The 17,680-nt window shown below is 72.1% G+C and carries 14 protein-coding genes; 9 read left to right on the top strand and 5 right to left on the bottom strand.

From position 1 onward, the window contains the following. Positions 1-2: 2 nt before the first annotated feature. Together OHO27_RS37365 and OHO27_RS37360 are read right to left on the bottom strand one after the other, a co-directional pair. On the bottom strand, positions 3-1,610 hold the full coding sequence (locus OHO27_RS37365; RefSeq protein ID WP_328429358.1) for a DHA2 family efflux MFS transporter permease subunit: 1,608 nt from the start codon (positions 1,608-1,610) through the stop codon (positions 3-5). Positions 1,611-1,965: 355 nt separating this feature from the next. Beyond that, positions 1,966-2,559, bottom strand: coding sequence for a 4'-phosphopantetheinyl transferase family protein (locus OHO27_RS37360; RefSeq protein WP_328429357.1), 594 nt, complete (start codon positions 2,557-2,559; stop codon positions 1,966-1,968). Positions 2,560-3,015: 456 nt separating this feature from the next. On the opposite strand from OHO27_RS37360, the gene OHO27_RS37355 reads away from it, so the two are divergent. The 9 genes from OHO27_RS37355 to OHO27_RS37315 all read left to right on the top strand — a co-directional run bounded on the left by OHO27_RS37355 (position 3,016) and on the right by OHO27_RS37315 (position 13,602). Continuing rightward, the gene (locus OHO27_RS37355) at positions 3,016-4,836 is read left to right on the top strand and encodes a fatty acyl-AMP ligase (RefSeq protein ID WP_328429356.1); all 1,821 of its coding nucleotides are present in this window, start codon (positions 3,016-3,018) and stop codon (positions 4,834-4,836) included. Between the two features lie 88 nt (positions 4,837-4,924). Next, entirely contained in the window at positions 4,925-5,203 is a 279-nt protein-coding gene (locus tag OHO27_RS37350) for an acyl carrier protein (protein WP_328429355.1), read from the top strand. Further along, complete coding sequence (locus tag OHO27_RS37345) at positions 5,200-8,256, top strand: type I polyketide synthase (protein WP_328429354.1); 3,057 nt, start codon at positions 5,200-5,202, stop codon at positions 8,254-8,256. Before OHO27_RS37350 ends, OHO27_RS37345 begins: the two co-directional genes overlap by 4 nt. After that, positions 8,256-9,278 carry a 3-oxoacyl-ACP synthase III family protein gene (locus OHO27_RS37340; RefSeq protein ID WP_328429353.1) on the top strand — a complete coding sequence of 341 codons (1,023 nt, stop codon included), beginning with the start codon at positions 8,256-8,258 and terminating at the stop codon, positions 9,276-9,278. Before OHO27_RS37345 ends, OHO27_RS37340 begins: the two co-directional genes overlap by 1 nt. Further along, positions 9,275-11,209, top strand: a complete 1,935-nt coding sequence (locus OHO27_RS37335) for an HAD-IIIC family phosphatase (RefSeq protein ID WP_328429352.1) — start codon at positions 9,275-9,277, stop codon at positions 11,207-11,209. The genes OHO27_RS37340 and OHO27_RS37335 overlap by 4 nt, the downstream gene beginning before the upstream one ends. After that, the gene (locus OHO27_RS37330) at positions 11,206-11,445 is read left to right on the top strand and encodes a phosphopantetheine-binding protein (protein ID WP_250081147.1); all 240 of its coding nucleotides are present in this window, start codon (positions 11,206-11,208) and stop codon (positions 11,443-11,445) included. Before OHO27_RS37335 ends, OHO27_RS37330 begins: the two co-directional genes overlap by 4 nt. Then, positions 11,442-11,693, top strand: coding sequence for a hypothetical protein (locus OHO27_RS37325; RefSeq protein ID WP_328429351.1), 252 nt, complete (start codon positions 11,442-11,444; stop codon positions 11,691-11,693). The genes OHO27_RS37330 and OHO27_RS37325 overlap by 4 nt, the downstream gene beginning before the upstream one ends. Further along, complete coding sequence (locus OHO27_RS37320; protein WP_328429350.1) at positions 11,690-12,799, top strand: alpha/beta fold hydrolase; 1,110 nt, start codon at positions 11,690-11,692, stop codon at positions 12,797-12,799. Before OHO27_RS37325 ends, OHO27_RS37320 begins: the two co-directional genes overlap by 4 nt. Then, positions 12,796-13,602, top strand: a complete 807-nt coding sequence (locus OHO27_RS37315) for a thioesterase II family protein (protein WP_328429349.1) — start codon at positions 12,796-12,798, stop codon at positions 13,600-13,602. Before OHO27_RS37320 ends, OHO27_RS37315 begins: the two co-directional genes overlap by 4 nt. On the opposite strand, the gene OHO27_RS37310 is transcribed toward OHO27_RS37315, so the two are convergent. From OHO27_RS37310 to OHO27_RS37300, 3 genes are read right to left on the bottom strand one after another with little or no spacing between them, the layout of a single operon-like run. Further along, the gene (locus OHO27_RS37310; RefSeq protein WP_328429348.1) at positions 13,541-14,419 is read right to left on the bottom strand and encodes an MBL fold metallo-hydrolase; all 879 of its coding nucleotides are present in this window, start codon (positions 14,417-14,419) and stop codon (positions 13,541-13,543) included. The two genes, OHO27_RS37315 and OHO27_RS37310, sit on opposite strands and share 62 nt — an antisense overlap. Positions 14,420-14,454: 35 nt before the next feature. After that, entirely contained in the window at positions 14,455-16,503 is a 2,049-nt protein-coding gene (locus tag OHO27_RS37305) for an AMP-binding protein (protein WP_328429347.1), read from the bottom strand. Further along, complete coding sequence (locus tag OHO27_RS37300; protein WP_328429346.1) at positions 16,500-17,675, bottom strand: thiolase family protein; 1,176 nt, start codon at positions 17,673-17,675, stop codon at positions 16,500-16,502. Before OHO27_RS37300 ends, OHO27_RS37305 begins: the two co-directional genes overlap by 4 nt. Positions 17,676-17,680 lie beyond the last annotated feature (5 nt).

Genomic DNA, 17,680 nt, shown 5'->3' with positions numbered 1-17,680 from the left:
GTTCAGACCTCCGTGGTGTGGACCTCTTTGTTGGCGGTCGGCTCTTCGGCACCGGGCGTCCCGGCTGCCGTACGGGAAGGCAGGAGCAGCAGGCAGACGAGGGCGCCGAGGAAGGTGACGCCGGCGGCGACGAGGGCCGTGAGGTGCATCGCGGACACGAACGCGTCGACGGCGCGGGCCGCGAGCGCGGAGCCGGGCGCCCCCAGCTTCTCCGCGACGGTGAGGGTGGCCGCGACGGACTCCCGCGCCGTGTCACGGACCGGGGCGGGCAGCGGCGTCAGGTGGTCCTCGACCCGGGAGCGGTAGGCAACGGAGAGCACCGAGCCGAGGACCGCGACGCCGAGGGCGCCGCCCACTTGCCGGAAGGTGGTGCTGACCGCCGCTCCGGTGCCCGCGCGGTCCCGGGCTACGGCGGACATCGCGGCGGATGTCGCGGGGGGCATGACGCAGGCGATGCCGATGCCCATGACGAAGAGGACGGACTCGATGACCCAGACCTCGGTGTGTTCGTCAATGGTGGCCACGGCGAGGAAGGCGAGCGAGACGAGCAGCATGCCGCCGGCACACACCGGCCGGACCCCCACGCGCTTGGCGGCGAGCGTGGCCGGCGGCGAGAACGCCAACTGGGCCACGGCCAGGGGCAGCAGCAGGCAGCCGGCCTCCAGCGGGGTCCAACCACGGACGCTCTGCAGGTAGAAGACCAGGAAGAAGGTGGCGCCGAGCAGGGCGAAGAAGACCAGGCCGATCACGGTCACGGCGGCGGAGAAGCGGCGGTTCCGGAAGAGGGCGAGGTCCAGCGCGGGGCGCACGCTGCGGCGTTCCCAGAGAGTGAAGAGAGCCAGGACGGCGAGGCCGCCGAGCATCGACCCCCAGACCGTGGCGTCCGCCCAGTCGTCCGACTCGCCGCCCTTGATCACGCCGTACACCAGGACGGTCAGGCCGGCCACGGAGAGGACGACGCCGAGGGGGTCGAAGCCGGTGCGCTCGGGATCGCGGGACTCGGGTACGACGAACAGGGTGGCGACGGCGCCGATCACGACGATGGGCAGGTTGATCAGGAACACCGAGCCCCACCAGAACCGTTCGAGCAGGGCACCGCCGGTGATGGGCCCCAGCGCGACGGCGAGTCCGGCGGCGCCGGCCCAGACGCCGATGGCCTTGGCGCGTTCGGCGGGCGGGAAGACGGCCATGATGATCGCGAGGGTGGCGGGCAGTACGAGGGCGCCGCCGACGCCCAGCCCGGCCCGGGCGATGATCAGTTCGTCGGCGCTGTGGGCGTAGGCGGACCACAGGGAGCAGCCGCCGAAGACGACGAGTCCGGCGAGCAGTGTGCGTTTGCGGCCGCAGCGGTCGGCGAGGACGCCAGTGGTGAAGAGCAGGGCGGCGAAGACGAGGGTGTAGGAGTCGATCGACCACTGCAGCTCGCTCTGCCTGGCCCCGAGGCCGACGGGTGCCGGCTCGGCGAGTGTCTTCAGGGCCACGTTCAGGATCGACGTGTCCAGGACGACGAGGAGGAGGCTCACCAGCAGGACCGCGAGGACGCGCCACCGGTGCGGGTGCGCGGTCTGCGGGGTGTGCTCGGCGAGCTTGAGGCGGGGCTGAGATGTCACGGATTCCGCTCCTCGAAAGGAAGAGGGGTGCGTGAGCCGAGTGCCGTTCTACTGCCGTGTGTTGTCGACGCTAGACCTGGCGGGCAATCGAGTCAACGGTGTATCGAAACATCGTTGACTCGATTGCCGGCTCCCCGCTGGGGCGCACTTCCGCGAGCCGTCACGGGCCGTCCGGTCCCGGCGCACTGCCGAGCAACCAGCCGTTCATCCCGGCAATTGGCGAGCTACCGCCCATCCGGGGCCGGCGTGTGGCCGAACAACCGCCGTGCGGACCGGGCGCCCTGACAGTCGGCCACCGCCTTTCGATCCCGGAGCGTTGCCGAAAGACCGTCGTACGGTGAGGCGCGCAGTCGGGCTACCCGCCTTCCGGGCCCAGCGCGCTGGCGACCACAAAGCGGCCCGCGACTTGTTCGCAGCGCAGGTGCCAGCCTCCTGCCGTTCGGTCCAACCGCCAGCCGCCGTCCCGCGGTTCGGGCCGGGGGCGGAGACGGGAGAAGTCGTGCGCCAGGCCTACGCCGAGTGCCTTCGTGTAGGCCTCCTTCAACGTCCACAGGCGTACCAGCCTCAGGTTCCGCTCGGCCGGCGGCAGCCCGCACAGTTCGGCCAGTTCTTCCGGGTGGCAGAACTTCTCGGCGAGTCCGGGTGCCAGCAGGGAGCGGTCCGAGGCCTCGACGTCCACGCCGATCCGGCGGCCGCGGGCGACCCCGACCACCAGCATCCCGGCTGTGTGACTGATGCCCACATCCAGTCCGGCGGGTCGGTGCAGGACCGGGCGCCCGTGGCCGTCACGGCCCACGACCACCCGGTCCGGTGCGGTGCCCGCCACGACGGCCACCGCGTGGCGCAGCAGCAACCGCGAGCCCAAAAGCCTTGCCCGTACGAGGGGTTCGCGCGCCGCCCGGTAGCGCGGCCAGTCCGGGCCGAGCACCTCACGCACGGCCGACGCCATCCCCCCTCCGCTTCCCCAGTCGTCCAGCCGGCCGTGGCAGACCGCGTATCCGTGCCGCAGCACGGCCTCATGGACCGCGCGCCAGCCCACCGCGGCCAAAGGGCCAACAGGGAGCGCTCTCCCGTCAGTTGGGGAACCTCCGGGAAGCGGCCCCCCATCAGGTAACGAGCCCCCGGGGGCCGCCCCCTCGAATGCCGCGTCCGAATCCACCATCGCCGTCTCCTTGGTCGCCTCGGTAGGCACTGCGTGCCAGCACCGACTGTGCCAGTTCGCGCACCCACCGTTGTATCCGCTCGGACAACGACCGCCCGGAGGACCCCAAACCCGTGACGTGCGCACCAATTTTCGCTTTACGTCTCCTTTTCACGGCACCTCAAGGCTGATGTCACCGGGTGGCACGCGGTGCCTCCCCAAGGTTCCACACCGCACCAGTACCAACCGCGGAAAGGACAGCCCGTGCCTCACCAGCCTGACCCACGAACGTTGACGGACGCCGTACGAGCCGGCGTGGAACGCCATCCCGACCGTGCCGCCTTCGTGTACCTGCACGAGGACGGCCTGGGGATGAGGCCCGAGGAGCTCAGTTACGCCGAACTGGACCGGCGGGCCCGCGTCGTGGCCGCCCGGCTGCGCCAAGCGTCGAAGGGCGACCCTTCTCGCCCGGTCCTGCTGCTCTACCCGCCGACCCTGGACTTCGTCACAGCCTTCCTGGGCTGCTTCTACGCCGGCCGTACGGCCATTCCGGCCCCACTGCCCGACGAGCCCGGCGAACGGCTGGCCCGGGTCAGCGGCATCCTGCGGGACGCCAAGGTGGGAGCGGTCCTGACCCTCCCCCAGTACCGGCAGGCCATCAGCGCCTGGCTGGCCGCCTCGGGGGAGCAGGACGTGGTGTGCCTGTCAACCGGCGCCGACGAGGACGACGGCACCGACCCGGACCTGTGGACCCCGCCCCAGGTAGGCGGCACCGACGTGGCTTTCCTCCAGTACAGCTCCGGCTCCACCAGCGAGCCCAAGGGCGTGATGGTCACGCACACCAATCTCGCCGCCAACCAGGAGGCCATCCGTTCCGCCATGAAGACGCCGCAGGGTGTCGTGGCGGGCAGCTGGCTGCCGCTCTACCACGACATGGGGCTCATCGGCATGACGCTGCAGCCGCTGTGGGTGGGAGGCACCAGTGTGCAGATGTCACCGATCTCGTTCATCAAACAGCCGGGGCGCTGGCTACGCATGATCCACGACTACCGGGTGGAGGGCACCGCCTCGCCCAACTTCGGCTACGAGCTGTGCGTCCGGCGCGTCTCCGAGGAGCAGTCGGCGGGGCTGGACCTGTCCAGCCTGCGGGTGGCGCTCAACGGGGCCGAGCCCGTGCGCGCCGACACCCTGCGCGCCTTCGTCCGGCGGTTCGCCGGCAACGGACTGCGCGCCGAGGCCGTACTGCCCTGCTACGGCCTGGCCGAGAACACCCTGCTGGTCTCCGGCAACGACCCCGAGTCGCCGCACCTGGAACTCGCCGTCGACGCCCAGGCCCTGGAGCAGGACGAGCTGCGTCCCGCCCGCACCGACCGCCTGAGCCGCACCCTGGTCAGCTGCGGCCGCCCGAAGGACACCGAAGTGCTGATCGTGGACCCGATGACCCTGCGGGTGCTGCCCGGCGGGCAGGTCGGCGAAATCTGGCTGCGCGGACCGTCGGTGGCCGCCGGCTACTGGAACCGGAGCGAGCTCACCGCCGACACCTTCCGGGCGGTGACGGCGGACGGCCGGGCCGGCTACTTGCGCACCGGCGACCTCGGGGCGCTGCGCGACGAGGAGCTCTATGTCACCGGGCGGATCAAGGAGATGCTCATCCAGCACGGCCGCAACCTCTACCCGCAGGACATCGAGCAGGCCGTTCAGGAGTCCGGGGACGTGTTCCGGCGTGGCGGCGGCGCGGTGTTCAGCGTCACCGACGAGGCGTCCGAACGCGCCCACGTGGTCGTGGTGCAGGAGCTCAGGGCCTGGGCGACCAGCGACGAGGAGGCCCTGGCCCGCCTCGCCGCCTCCGTGCAGGCGCTGCTCAGCCGCCAGTTCCAGCTGCCCGCGGTGAGTGTGGTGCTCGTACGGCCCGGGGTGATCCGCAAGACCACCAGCGGCAAGACGCAGCGCACGCTCATGCGGCGGCTCTTCCTCGACGGCGGCCTGCCCGTGCTGCACCAGCGCCTGGCACCCGCGGTCGTCGCCCTGCTGCCCGCCACGGACGCGGCACCCGCGCCCACCGCTGCCGTGTCTCCCCGCCCCTGAGATCCGCGTCCGAGATCCCGAGAAAGAAGTACGCCATGAGCATCGCCCCCGACACGCGTACCGCCACCCCCAACCCCTGGACCGTCCCTTGCCGCATGGGAACGCCCCCGACCTCGAGCTGTGGCTGACCGAACGGGTGGCCTTCCACCTGCACCGGGCGTGCGACGAGATCGACCCCGACACCCCGCTCGCCGACTACGGCATCGACTCGGTCGCGGCCATCAGCATCTGCGGCGAGATCGAACAGCACTACCGGCTCGCGGTCGCCCCCACCATCGCGTACGACTTCCCGACCGTCCACGCGATCACCGGTCACCTCGCCGAGCGCCTGGCCGACAAGAAGAAGCACGACGAGGAGCCCTCATGACCGAACGCGAACCCATCGCGGTCGTCGGCCTCGACTGCCGCTTCCCCGGCGCCCGCAACGCCCAGGAGTACTGGTCGCTCCTCATGGACGGACGCGACGGCACGGACCGCGTGCCCGAACAGCGCTGGGACGCCGACCGCTACTACGCCACTCCGTCGGCCGCCCCGCAGAGCGCCCGCGAGGCCCGGCCGCGGGGCCGCAGCAACTCGGTGCGCGGCGGCTTCATCGCCGACCCCGATGCCTTCGACCCCGGCTTCTTCGGGATCGCCCCGCGCGAGGCCACCGCCATGGACCCGCAGCAACGGCTGCTACTGCAGTGCTCGTGGCGGGCCATCGAGGACGCCGCGCTCGCTCCACAGGACCTGGCCGGCACCGAGACCGGCGTGTTCGTCGGCGTGATGGCCAACGAGTGGGCGTTCCTGCAACTCGCCGATTACGACCGGATCACCGCTCGTCACGGCTCGGGCAACGGCTACTTCATGGGCGCGAACCGCGTCTCGTACCACCTCGACCTCAAGGGCCCCAGCCTGGCGGTGGACACGGCCTGCTCCTCCTCGCTCGTCGCCGTCCACCTCGCGGTGAACGCGCTGCGCGCCAAAGAGTGCGACCACGCCCTCGCGGCCGGCACCAACCTGATCATGACGCCGGTCATCAACATCTTCTACGCCCAGGCCGGCCTCTCGGCACCGGACGGCCGCTGCAAGCCGTTCAGCGCCTCCGCCGACGGGATCGGACGGGCCGAGGGCGTGGCGGTGCTGGTGCTGCGCAGACTGAGCGACGCCCTGGCGGACCGTCAGCCGGTGTACGCCGTGCTGAAGGAGACCGGGATCAACCAGGACGGGCGCAGCAACGGCATCACGGCGCCCAACCGCTGGGCGCAGCAGCAGCTGATCGAGTCCGTGTGGCGGCGGGCCGGCGTCACCGCCGATGACATCCGCTTCGTGGAGGCGCACGGCACCGGGACCCTGCTGGGCGACTTCATCGAGGCCCAGGCGCTCGGCGAGCTGACCAGTGGCCGCGGCGGCGGAAGCGTCGCGCTGGGCTCGGTCAAGAGCAATTTAGGGCACGCGGAGGGCGCGGCCGGGATCGCCGGGCTCATCAAGGCGGTCCTCGCACTGCACCACCGCACGGTGCCGCCGAGTCGGTTCGCCGACGACGAGAACCCGAAACTGGATCTGTCCGGGCGCCGGCTGTCCCTGCTGAGGTCGCCGCTCAGGCTGCCGTCCGGCACCGTGCACGCCGCGGTGAGCAGTTTCGGCATGGGCGGCAGCAACGCGCACGCGGTGCTGGCCTCCGCGCCCCGCGCGGTCCACCACAGCCAGCACGCGGCACCGGGCGTGTTCACCCTCTCCGCCCGCACCCCGGAGCGGCTGCGCGCGAATCTGCTGGCGCAGGCCGACGCCCTGTCCCGTCGTCCCGGGAGCCAGCTGGCGCAGCTGTGCTGGACCAGCAACCGCGTCAAGTCCCGGCTGCCGCACCGCGCGGCCGTGGCAGCGGGCGATCTGCCCACGCTGGTCGCCGGGTTGCGGAAGGCCGCGGAGCGCGCCGAGGGGACCGCGCGGGTGGACGGCGGGCGGCGCGGGGTGCCGTCGGTGGCGTTCGCCTTCACGGGGCAGGGCGCCCAGCACCCTCGTATGGCCGCGTCCTGGTACCGGTCGTGCCCCGCCTACGCGCGCCACCTCGAGGAGATCGACACGCTGCTCGCCCCGCACACCGGAGTGTCCGTGCGCGACCAGGTGCTCGACGGAGACGCGGAGGTCCAGCGCGCGCGGCTGGCCCAGCCCGCGCTGTTCGCCGTGGGGTACGCGATGGCCGCCACCCTGACCGAGGCCGGGATCAGGCCGTCGTACGTGATCGGGCACAGCATCGGCGAGTTCGCCGCCGCGTGCGCGGCCGGGGCGCTGGACGTGGCGGACGCGGCGCGGCTGGTCGCCCGGCGCGGGGCGCTGATGGAGAAGCTGCCCACGGACGGCGGGATGCTCTCGGTGAGCCTGGGCGCCACGGAGGTGGAACCGCTGCTGGTGGGATGGGCCCGGCTGGGCGTGGCCGCGGTCAACGGCCGGCGCAGCACCGTGATCGCCGGGGACCTCGACGAACTGACCGCGGTGGAGAAGGAGTTGGCCGAGCACAAGGTGTCCGTCCGGCGGCTCACCGTCTCGCATGCCTTCCACTCGCCGCTGATGCGGCCCGTGGTCGAGGAGTTCCGCCGGGAGTGCGCGGACGTGTCCGACCGGCGGCCGGCGCTCCCGGTGTTCTCGACGGTGTACGGCCGTGAGTTGAGCGGCGAGGAGACCATGGACGCCGCGTACTGGGCGCGGCAGATCACCGAGCCGGTCCGGTTCGCCGAAGCCGCGGGCGCGCTCCTCGCCACCGGCGTCACCCATGTGGTGGAGATCGGCCCGCGCGCGGTGCTCACCCCGCTGCTGTCGACGTTGCGGGCGGACGGGGACCATGCCGTGAGCCTGCACAGCGCGCACCCGGGAGAGCACGCTCCCGGACACCGCCCCCAGCAGCTGTTCGGGGAGCTGTGGTGCGCCGGTCTCACGCCGGACTGGGACCTGCTGTACGACGCGGCGGACCGGGTGCCGCGCCGACTGCCGCCGTACCTATTCGACGAGTCGTTCCGGTCCTGGCGCTCCGGTGCCGCCCCCGGACTTCCGGAACCGTCCACGCCATCCGTCCCCCCTGGCGCGGACACCGCCGCGGTACCGAGTGGCGCGGACCGCGGAGAATCGTGCCCGCCGGCCCCGGCGGGGGACCTGCCCGACTCCCTCGCCGTGGTGACACGCCGTCTGGTGTGCCGGGTCGGCGGGCACGACCCGCAGCACGTGCACGACCACGACCGGCTCCACGAGGACCTGGGCTTCGACTCGATCCGGGTCATGGAGCTGAAGACCCGAATCGAGGACGCACTGCCGCAGCTCGGGTCGCTCCCGATCGAGGACCTGCTCGCCAGCCTTCGCACGGTGGCCGACCTGGTCGCGTACCTGCGCAGCCAACTCCCCCACGGCTCCGCCACCCCCCTTCCCATGACTATGGAAGGAACACGTTGATGGCACCTCCCACCGCGTACCTGGCCTCGGTCGGCACCTGCCTGCCCGGGGACCCGGTGGACAACGCGACCCTGGCCAAACTCGTCGGCGTCGACGAGACATGGGCCGAGATGTTCACCGGCAACATCAGCCGGTACTTCGCCGTCGACCTGGCGACCGGCCAGATACGGCACAGCCTGGCCGACATCGCGACGACCGCGGCCGACCGGGCGCTGGCGGAGGCCGGCCTGGAGCCGGGTGACGTCGACTGCGTCGTACTGGGCACGGCCACCCCGGACCATCTGATGCCCGCCACGGTGAACCTGGTCGCGGACCGGCTCGGCGTCGACAACGTCCCCACGTACCAGCTCCAGTCCGGTTGCGCCGGTGCCGTACAGGCCCTGGACGTGGCCCGCACCCTGCTGCTGGCCGGACGCTGCACCACCGCGCTGGTGATCGGCGGTGACGTGTGTGCCAAGCATCTTCAGACGGACTTCGACCCTGGCAGCCGTACCTCCGCCGAACTCGTCAACTACGTGCTCTTCGGCGACGGGGCCGGCGCGGCCGTGCTCAGCACCGAGGCCAGGGGCCAGGGCATCGAGATCCGGCAGGTGCTCAACCGGCTGGTGGGCCTGGGCCGGGAGCCCGGCCAGGTCATCGACTGGTTCGGGCTCGGCGACCGGCACAGCGACCGCACGGCTGTCTTCGAGGACTACAAGGCGATCGAGGAGGCGGTGCCGGTCATGGCCGGGCAGATGTTCTGGGAGCTCCTGGAGGACCTCGGCTGGAGCGCCGACGCAGTGGACTTCCTGCTGCCCCCACAGCTCTCCGGCCGGATGAGCGACCGCATCTCCGCGGGCATGCCCGCCCCGGAAGCCCAGCGTATCAACGTGGTGCGCACCGTCGGGAACAACGGCAACGCCCTGCCGTTCCTCCAGCTCGCCGAGCTCCTGCGGCAGTGGGACGGCCCCGGGCGCGCGGTCGCGGTCGCCATCGAGTCCAGCAAGTGGATCAAGTCGGGTATCGCCCTGGAGCGTTCATGACCGAGACCGGGAACCGCACCTTCGGCGCCTCCGGCACCTGGCACGACCCCCAGGCTCTCGGCACCCTGCGCGCCCTGCATCGGGCGGGCACGCTCGCCACGGAGTACGGACGGGTACGGGCCCTGCTGGCACGCATGCCCGCGACCGACCTGCCGGCCGCGGGCCAGCTGCTGGCCCGGCTCGATGCGAAGGAGGTATGCCGCCACGCCGACGCGCCGGTGGTCACGGTCGCCGTCACGGGCCACTCCACCGTAGCCCCCCTTGTGGCCCCCCTCACCGCCGAACTGGCCCGGCACGGAATGCTGTTGGAGGCGAAAGTCGCACCGTACGGTTCCTATTTGCAGGACCTGATGCGGCCCGCGGCGGCCAGCGAGGAGCAGCCGCAACTCACGCTGTGTCTGCTCGACGCGCACACGGTCTTCGACGACGTCACCGTGCCCTGGCGGGTCGAAGACGTGGAGGCAGCGGCACGGGCCCGGCTCTCGCTCGTCGCCGGCGCCGTGCGCACCCACCAGAAGGCCGGGCGTGGCCTGCTCGTCCTCAACACCGTGCCACTGCACCGCCGTTACACCCACCAGCTGGTCGACCTGCGCTCCCGCGCCCGGCTCGGCGCGGTGTGGCGGGACTTCAACCGCGGTCTGCTGTCCCTCGCCGAACAGCACCCCGGGGTCGTCATCGTGGACCTCGATCCGCTGGTGGCCGAGGGCGTTCCCGCGTGCGATCCACGCACCGCGCAGTACGCCCGCGCCCGGCTGTCCGACGCGCTGCTCGCCGCCTACGCCCGGGAGGCCGCCCACGTCGTCCGCGCGCGCCTGGGCCGCACCCGCAAGTGTCTGGTGCTGGACCTGGACGGCACGCTGTGGGGAGGGGTGCTCGGCGAGGACGGGCCCGGCGGCGTCGACCTCGGCTCCGGCCTGCGGGGCGAGGCCTTCCAGGAGTTCCAGCGGGTGCTCGGGCAACTCGGCGCGCAGGGCGTGCTGCTGGCGGTCAGCAGCAAGAACGACACCGACGCGGTGCGCGAGACACTGCGCACCCATCCGGCCATGGTGCTGCGCGAGGACGACTTCGTCCGCGTCAACGCCAACTGGAAGGCGAAGCACGACAATCTCCGCGACATCGCCGACCGGCTCGGGCTCGGCCTGGACAGCTTCGTCTTCGTCGACGACAGCCTCTTCGAGTGCGGGCTGGTCGCCGAGCAGCTGCCCGAGGTCGCCGTGGTCCGGGTCGACGAGGAGCCCGCCCTGCACCCCTCGGCGCTGCTGGCCGACGGCTGGTTCGACCTGTTCGAGCTCACCGAGGCCGACCTGGAACGGGCCGGCCGCTACCGCACCGAGGCCCTGCGACAGGATTTCCGCGAGGACTTCGGTTCCTACCAGGACTATCTCGAAGGACTCGGGCTGGAGGTACTCCTGCGGCCGCCGGAGGAGTCAGAGATCGCCCGGGTCTCCCAGCTCACGCTGCGCACCAACCAGTTCCACCTGGCCACCGAACGCCTGCAGGTCCCGCAGGTGTCGGCGCGGATGGAGCGCCCGGGGCTGCACGTGATCGCGGTGCGGGCGCGCGATCGGTTCGGCGACCACGGCCTGGTCGGCGCCCTGTTCCTGCGGCACGACGCAGAGGTGCTGCGCATCGACAACTTCGTCCTCAGCTGCCGGGTGTTCTCCCGGGGCATCGAGAGCGCCTGCGTGACGGCGGTGCTGGAGTTCGCCCGTGACACCGGCGCGGGCGCCGTGACGGGCCGCTATCGGCCCACGCCCCGCAACTCCGCGTTCGCCTCCTTCTACGCCGAGCACGGCTTCGCCGTCACCGGCACCGATCCGGATCACCCCGACGCCGTCACCTTGCGGCACGACCTCGGCGACATCACCCCTGCCCCCACCCATCTGCGGCTGCAAGCCGCGTTCGGGCCGTTCGACGGAGACTCCGCATGACCACTGCCCTCGCCGACACCGAAGAGTTCCGCACTCTCCTGGAGGAGGAACTCGGCCTGCAGGTCCGGGCCGAGGACCTCGACCGCCCCCTGGACGACTTCCCCGACTGGGACTCGGTGCTGCTGCTGCGGCTGGTGACCGTCGTGGAGAACCTCGTCGGCCGACGCATCCCCGTGGTCGACATGCTGGAGACGAGGACCTTCCGGCAGATGTACGAAGTGGTGGCGGGCCGGTGATCACGCCCCAGGTCGATCCCGCAGTCGTATCCGCCGAACCCGAGGCCTGCCTGCACTTCCGCGCCCTGTTCCTCGACACCCAGCTGGACCTCGTCCTGTCCCCCGGCTTCGGCAGGCGGATGCGGGCCGGCCTCGCCCGCCTCGTCACCGGCGGTGGGAACGGGCCGGGGACCGGCGGCGCGTCCGAGGTCCCGGCGCGTGTCCCGGAAGAGGCACATGTCCCCGAAGAGAAAGGAACGGCCCGGTGATCCCCGTAGCCGAGTTGCGTAGGTTCGCCCTTCCCCACGCCTACGCCCAGGGCATCCCCGGAGATGTCGTCCACCGGGTGATGCGGAACTTCAATGAGGACGCCAAGGGCGAAGGCCCCGGCGTCTGGACCCACGAGTGGTCGTCGCTCGCGAAGGCGGCCGAGGCACGCGGCCGCGATCTGGACGCGGTTCGCTACTACACGATGGCCCGCTTCCCGTACGTCGATGGGCCGAGCCGGCAGGCGGCACAGAACGCCGGTGTGGAGGCCTTCGACCGCTGGCGCAAACGCGTCCGCGGCATCTCCCGGCTCGATCTGCCCTTCGACGGGGCGGGCTTCGCCTGCTGGGCCGCCGGGCTGTCCCAGCGCAGCAGTCTCCCGCTCATCCTCGTCCTGGGCGGCGTCACCAGTACGAAAGAGCAGTGGGCCCCGGTGCTGGCCGGAGCCGACCGGCTCGGCGCGGCCGTCGTGGTCACGGAACTGCCGGGTGTCGGCGAGAACACCCTCACCTACGGATCGGACAGCACGCGCATGCTCACGTATCTCCTCGACCTGCTCGGCCGTGCCGCCGACGCCTCCCGCACCTGTGTCGTGGGCCTGAGCTTCGGCGGGCATCTCGCCCTGCGACACGCGCTGGAGGACGATCGCATCCGGGGACTGGCGACCGCCGGGGCCCCGGTGTGCGACTTCTTCACCCGCGCCGCGCACCGCACGCCGCTGCCCCGCCTGATGACGCTGACCCTGTCCCATGTGATGCGGACGCCGGTGGACCGGCTCCCGGCCGCCCTCGCCGACTGGGGCGTCGACGAGGAGCGGCTGACCCGACTGCGCACCCCGGTCGCGTACGCGGCGAGCCGCGACGACGAGGTCGCGCCGCCGTCCGACGTCCGGTTGCTGGAGCAGACCGTGCCGCACCTGCGCCTGGTCGAGAACGACGCCCTCGGCGGCCGACCCGACCAGGCTGCCGAGATCCGGCTGTGGCTGCTGTCGCAGGCGCTGCGCATGGCCGGCACGGCGAGCGGCGTCCGCCGGGCCGCCTCGGCCCGGGCTCGGGTCCTGCGCGCACGCCGCCGCCTCGCCCGTACATTGCCCGGAGCCCCTGCATGACCACTACGGCTCCGGCGTCCTGCCTCGGCCGGGCGCCCCGCGAGGGCGCCCGGCTCAGGCTGTTCTGCTTCCACCACGCGGGCGGCGGCGCCTCGTTCTTCAGCTCGTGGCCCGGTCGCCTGCCGTTCGACGTCGACGTCCTGCCGGTGCAGTTGCCGGGCCGCGAGGCGCGCTACCGCGAGCCCCGCTTCCAGGACGCGGGCGAGGTCGTCGAGGCCCTCGGGCGCGATCTCGCGCCTCGGCTCGACGAGGGGCCCTGGGCCGCCTACGGCCACAGCATGGGCGCGATGGTGGCCTTCGCGCTGGCGGCGGCCCGGCTTCGCGAGGGCGGCCGCCCTCCCGAGGCCCTGTTCCTCGGGGCGTACGCGGCGCCGTATGTGTCGCCGTCGCTGCCGCCGCCCGACCGGTACGACGACCACGAACTGGCCCGTCTCCTGGTGGACTTCGGCGGGCTGAGTCCGCGGTTCCTCGGACGGGACGATTGGCTGCGGGTGCTGCTGCCCATCCTCCGCGACGACCTGCGGGTCTGCGCGACCCACCACCGGGCGGGACTGCCGGACCCGGACGACGAACGGGCCCGGCTGCCGCTCCACGTCGAGGCTTTCGCGGGCGTCGACGACCCGCTCGTCACCCCGGGCGCGGTGCGGGCCTGGGGGAGGTACGTGAACAGCTTCCGCATGACCACCGTCCCCGGCGGTCACTTCTTTCCGCGCCAGGCACCCGATCCGTTCTTCGACCGGCTCAGCCCTTCGCTGGCCCGGCTTCTCGCGGAACTGGGCGCACCACCTTCGGCACCCGGTTGATGCGTCGTTGGATCTCGTCGGCGTTCTTCTCGTACAGCTCGGGCTGCTCCTTGACGCCCGGCATGACCCACAGCGGGCGTGACGAGGCGTCGGCGAAGCGGAGTCCAAGGGTGTCGGGCCGCAGTCCGGTCAGGGTGAGCGCGAAGGGTTCCAGGTAGTCGATGCCGGCGTCCGACGTGAGCCGGAACGGGCGGTCGTGGCCCGGGTAGACCACGTCGGACACAGTAAGGACCCGTTCGATGCTGCGGGCGGCCTGGTCGGCGTCCCAGAAGACCAGGGGGTTGCGTTTGGTGAGGGCGACGTACGCGAAGTGCAGGGCGTCGCCGGTGATGGTGGCGCGCCCCCGCTCGGTCTGCACGACCACGCCGATGCTGCCGGGCGAGTGGCCGGGCAGGCCGATGACGTCCACGCCCGGGATGATCTCCTCCCCGTCCGTGACCTCGCGGACGGGGAGTTGTTCGAGGAGCAGCCCCGTCCAGGCGGGCGTGGCCCAGTCGTTGGCGTGCGGGGTGTGCGCGTACCGGCGCTCGTCGGGGTGGAGGACGAGGGTGGCCTGCGGGAACAGGTCGATGTTCTGGACGTGGTCCCAGTGGGCGTGGGTGAGGACGACGGTGTCGATGTCCTCGGCGTCGAGGCCGTGTGCGGCGAGCGCGTTCCACAGGAAGGGGCGGCGGCCGACGTGGGCGGCGTCGACGAGGATGTTCCGGTGCCGTCCGGCGGCGTCCGGGCCGCGTACCAGGAACACCCCGCAGAAGGCGGGAAAGCCCTGGTCGGTGTCGATGGCGAAGCCGGGCAGGAGGATGTCGATCGTCGGCATGGAACTCCCTTGGTCCGTGGGCGGGTTGCCCGCTTTCACTGTTCCTGCAGGGCGGTACGGATCGCGTCGAGGCCGGCCGGGTTGACGAGGGTGGACAGGTCACCGAGCGCCTCGCCGGTGACGAGGCTGCGGATGAGCCGCCGCATCACCTTGCCGTTGCGGGTCCTGGGCAGCTCCGGTACGGCGACCACCCGGCTGGGCCGGAACGCGGGGCCGAGCGCGTGGGCCACCCGTCCGCGGATCCGCTCGGCTTCCGGTGCGCCGAGGGGCTGCCCGGCCGCCGGGACCGCGAAGCACCACAGGGCCTCGCCCTTGACGGGGTGCGGTATCCCGACTGCGGCTGCCTCGGCGACGGCCGGGTCTCCGACGACGGCGTCCTCGACCTCGGCGGGCCCGAGGCGTTTGCCGGCGACCTTGATGATGTCGTCGAGGCGGCCGTGGACGAACCACTCGTCACCGGTCCGGGAGACGAGGTCGCCGTGGGACCAGCGGCCCGGCCTCCGGCCGAAGTAGGTGTCGGCGAAGCGTTCCCGCGCTCGCCACAGTCCCCGGGTCATGCCGGGCCAGGAGTGCCGCACGACCAGTTCACCGACGTGTCCTTCGGGCGGCTCTGTGTCCTGGTCGTCCTCGATCGCCGCGTCGATGCCCAGGCAGGGCCCCGAGAAACTGCACGGCGACTGGGGCAGGGTGGGCGCGGAGGCGAGCAGGGATCCGCCGACCTCGGTGCCGCCGCAGATGTTGATCACCGGGCAGCGTTTGCCGCCGAAGTCGGCGAAGTACCAGCGCCACGCCTCCTCGGTCCACGGCTCGCCGGTGGAGCCGAGGACGCGCAACCGGGACGGCGCCGGATGCTTCGGGTCGCGGCCCATCAGCATGCGGGCCAGGCTGGGCGAGCTGCCGAAGACGGTGACCCCGTGGTCGTCGAGCAGCCGCCACAGGCGGGTGACGTCCGGATGGTCGATCGTGCCCTGATACGCCAGGACGCAGGCGCCGGCGAGGGTGGCGCCCACGGCGACGAGCGGGAACATGATCCAGCCGGGGTCGGTGACCCAGAAGGCCACGTCGTCCGGCCGCAGGTCGAGGTTGTACCGGGTCTCGCTGCCGACCTGGACCGGGAAGCCGCCGTGGGTGTGGATCGTGCCCTTGGGGCGCCCGGTGGTGCCCGACGTGTGCAGCAGGAGGAAGGGGGTGCCGGTGGGGAGCGAGACGGTCTCGGCAGGCTCGGCGCCGGAGAGCCGGTGCCAGGTCGTCGTCGCGGGCCCCGGCGAGGCGGTCGGCTCGTCCTGCGACACGTCGCCTGCCCAGGAGGGCCTCGACGCACGGGGCGTTGCGCCCGCCCCTACGGGTGCGGATGGCATGTTCCGGCGGCTCTGCCCGGAGGGATCCGGCGGGGCGCCCGGCTCTTCGCGAACGACGACGAGATGACGTACGCACGTGGCCTTTGCCAGTGCTGTACGGGCCACCGTCTCCATGTCGTACCGGCGGCCGTGCCGGGTGGCGGCCGCCGCGGTGACCAGGACCCTCGCCCCGGCGTCGACAAGCCGTACGGCGATCGCCTCGGTGCCGAAGCCGGAGAACAGCGGCACCAGCACGGCGCCGATGCGCGCGCAGGCGAAGAGCAGGACGAAGGCCTCGGGACCGGCCGGCAGATACCCGGCCACCCGGTCGCCCTCCGCGACCCCGAGGGCGCGCAGTCCGCCTGCCACCCGGGCGCTGCGGGCAGCGACCTCGTCGTACGTGAGAACTCCCTTCGTGCCGTCCTCCCGCTCCCAGCGCAGTGCGGGAGCCCGCCCGCGCCCCTGCCGTAGGTGGCGGTGGAGACAGGAGTCCACGAGGTTGGTGCGTCCTCCCGGGAACCAGCGGGTGGAGGCGATGCCTCCGGTGTCGTCGCACACGCGCCTCGGCGGCGTGTGCCAGACGATGCCGATGTCCGCCGCGGCCCGTTCCCAGAACCACTGGGGGTGGGTGACGGACCTGTTCTGCAGTTCGCGGTAGCCGCCGTCGATGCCGTGCTTGCGGCAGAAGGCCGCGATGTTGCCGTGTTCGGTGAACTCCGGCGTGGGATGCCAGACGTACTCGCTCATCGGGTCCCGTCCGGGTTCTCGATCAGTGCGGCGATTCCCTGGCCGCCGCCGATGCATAGGGCGATCACGGCCAACCGGCCGCCCGTGCGGCGCAGTTCGTGAGCCGCCTTGAGCAACAGGACGGTTCCCGTGGCGCCGATGGGATGGCCGAGGGCGATCGCCCCGCCGTTCGGGTTGACGCGGTCCGGATCGAGCTTGAGTCCGTCCATGACGGCCAGGACCTGGGCGGCGAACGCCTCGTTGAGTTCGATCACGTCGATCGCGTCCAGGGTGAGGCCGTTGCGATGCAGCAGGCTGCGGATCGCCTCGGCCGGGGCGACGCCCATGATCTCCGGCTCCAGCGCGGTGACGACCGCGTCGCGCAGCCGGCACAGCGGTGCGGCGCCGGGGGTGAGATCGGCCGAGCGCATCAGCAGCACGGCGGCAGCGCCGTCGTTGATGCCGGCGGAGTTCCCGGCGGTGATCGTGCCGTTCTGCGAGAACACGGGAGCCAGGCCGGCGAGCTTGTCCACCGTCGTGCCGGGCCGGGGATGTTCGTCCCGCTCCACGACGCCGCCCGGGGTGGCCACGGGCACGATCTGCTCGTCGAAACGTCCCTCGCGGACGGCGACGGCGGCTCGGCGCTGACTCTCGGCGGCCCACTCGTCCTGGCGCTGCCGCGAGATGTCGTACCGGTCCGCCACCACCTCGCCCGTCATACCCATCGGGTAACACCCGAAGGGGTCGGTGACCAGGGAAACGGTGCCGTCCACGGTCGGCTCTCCCGGCACCTCGTCGGGGGCCCGTTCGCTGTAGTCGAGCAGCGGCTGACGGGTCATCGACTCGTTGCCGCCCGCCACGACGACGTCTGCCTCGCCGAGGGTGAGGCTCTGCGCGGCCGACCAGACGGCCTGCAGTCCGGACCCGCACAGCCTGTTGACGTTGTACGCGGGGGTCGTCACGGGTAGCCCGGCGGCCAGGGACGCACGCCGGGCGTTGAACGCGTCGGGGCCCACCTGGCCCACGCAGCCCAGGACGACCTCGCTCACTGCGCCGAGGTCCAGCCCACCGCCGACGACCGCCTCGCGGATCACGAGGGCGCCCAGCCGGTGCGCGGGAGTCGAGCTCAGTGCGCCCTTGTATCGGCCGATCGGGGTACGCGCCCCGTGGACGACGGCGATGTCTACGGGCATCGGGG

It is taken from the genome of Streptomyces sp. NBC_00443, from assembly GCF_036014175.1.
In the GTDB taxonomy this organism is placed as follows: Bacteria; Actinomycetota; Actinomycetes; order Streptomycetales; family Streptomycetaceae; genus Streptomyces.
Note: the sequence above shows the minus strand (reverse complement) of the source record. Positions and strands in the feature narration are given on the sequence as shown.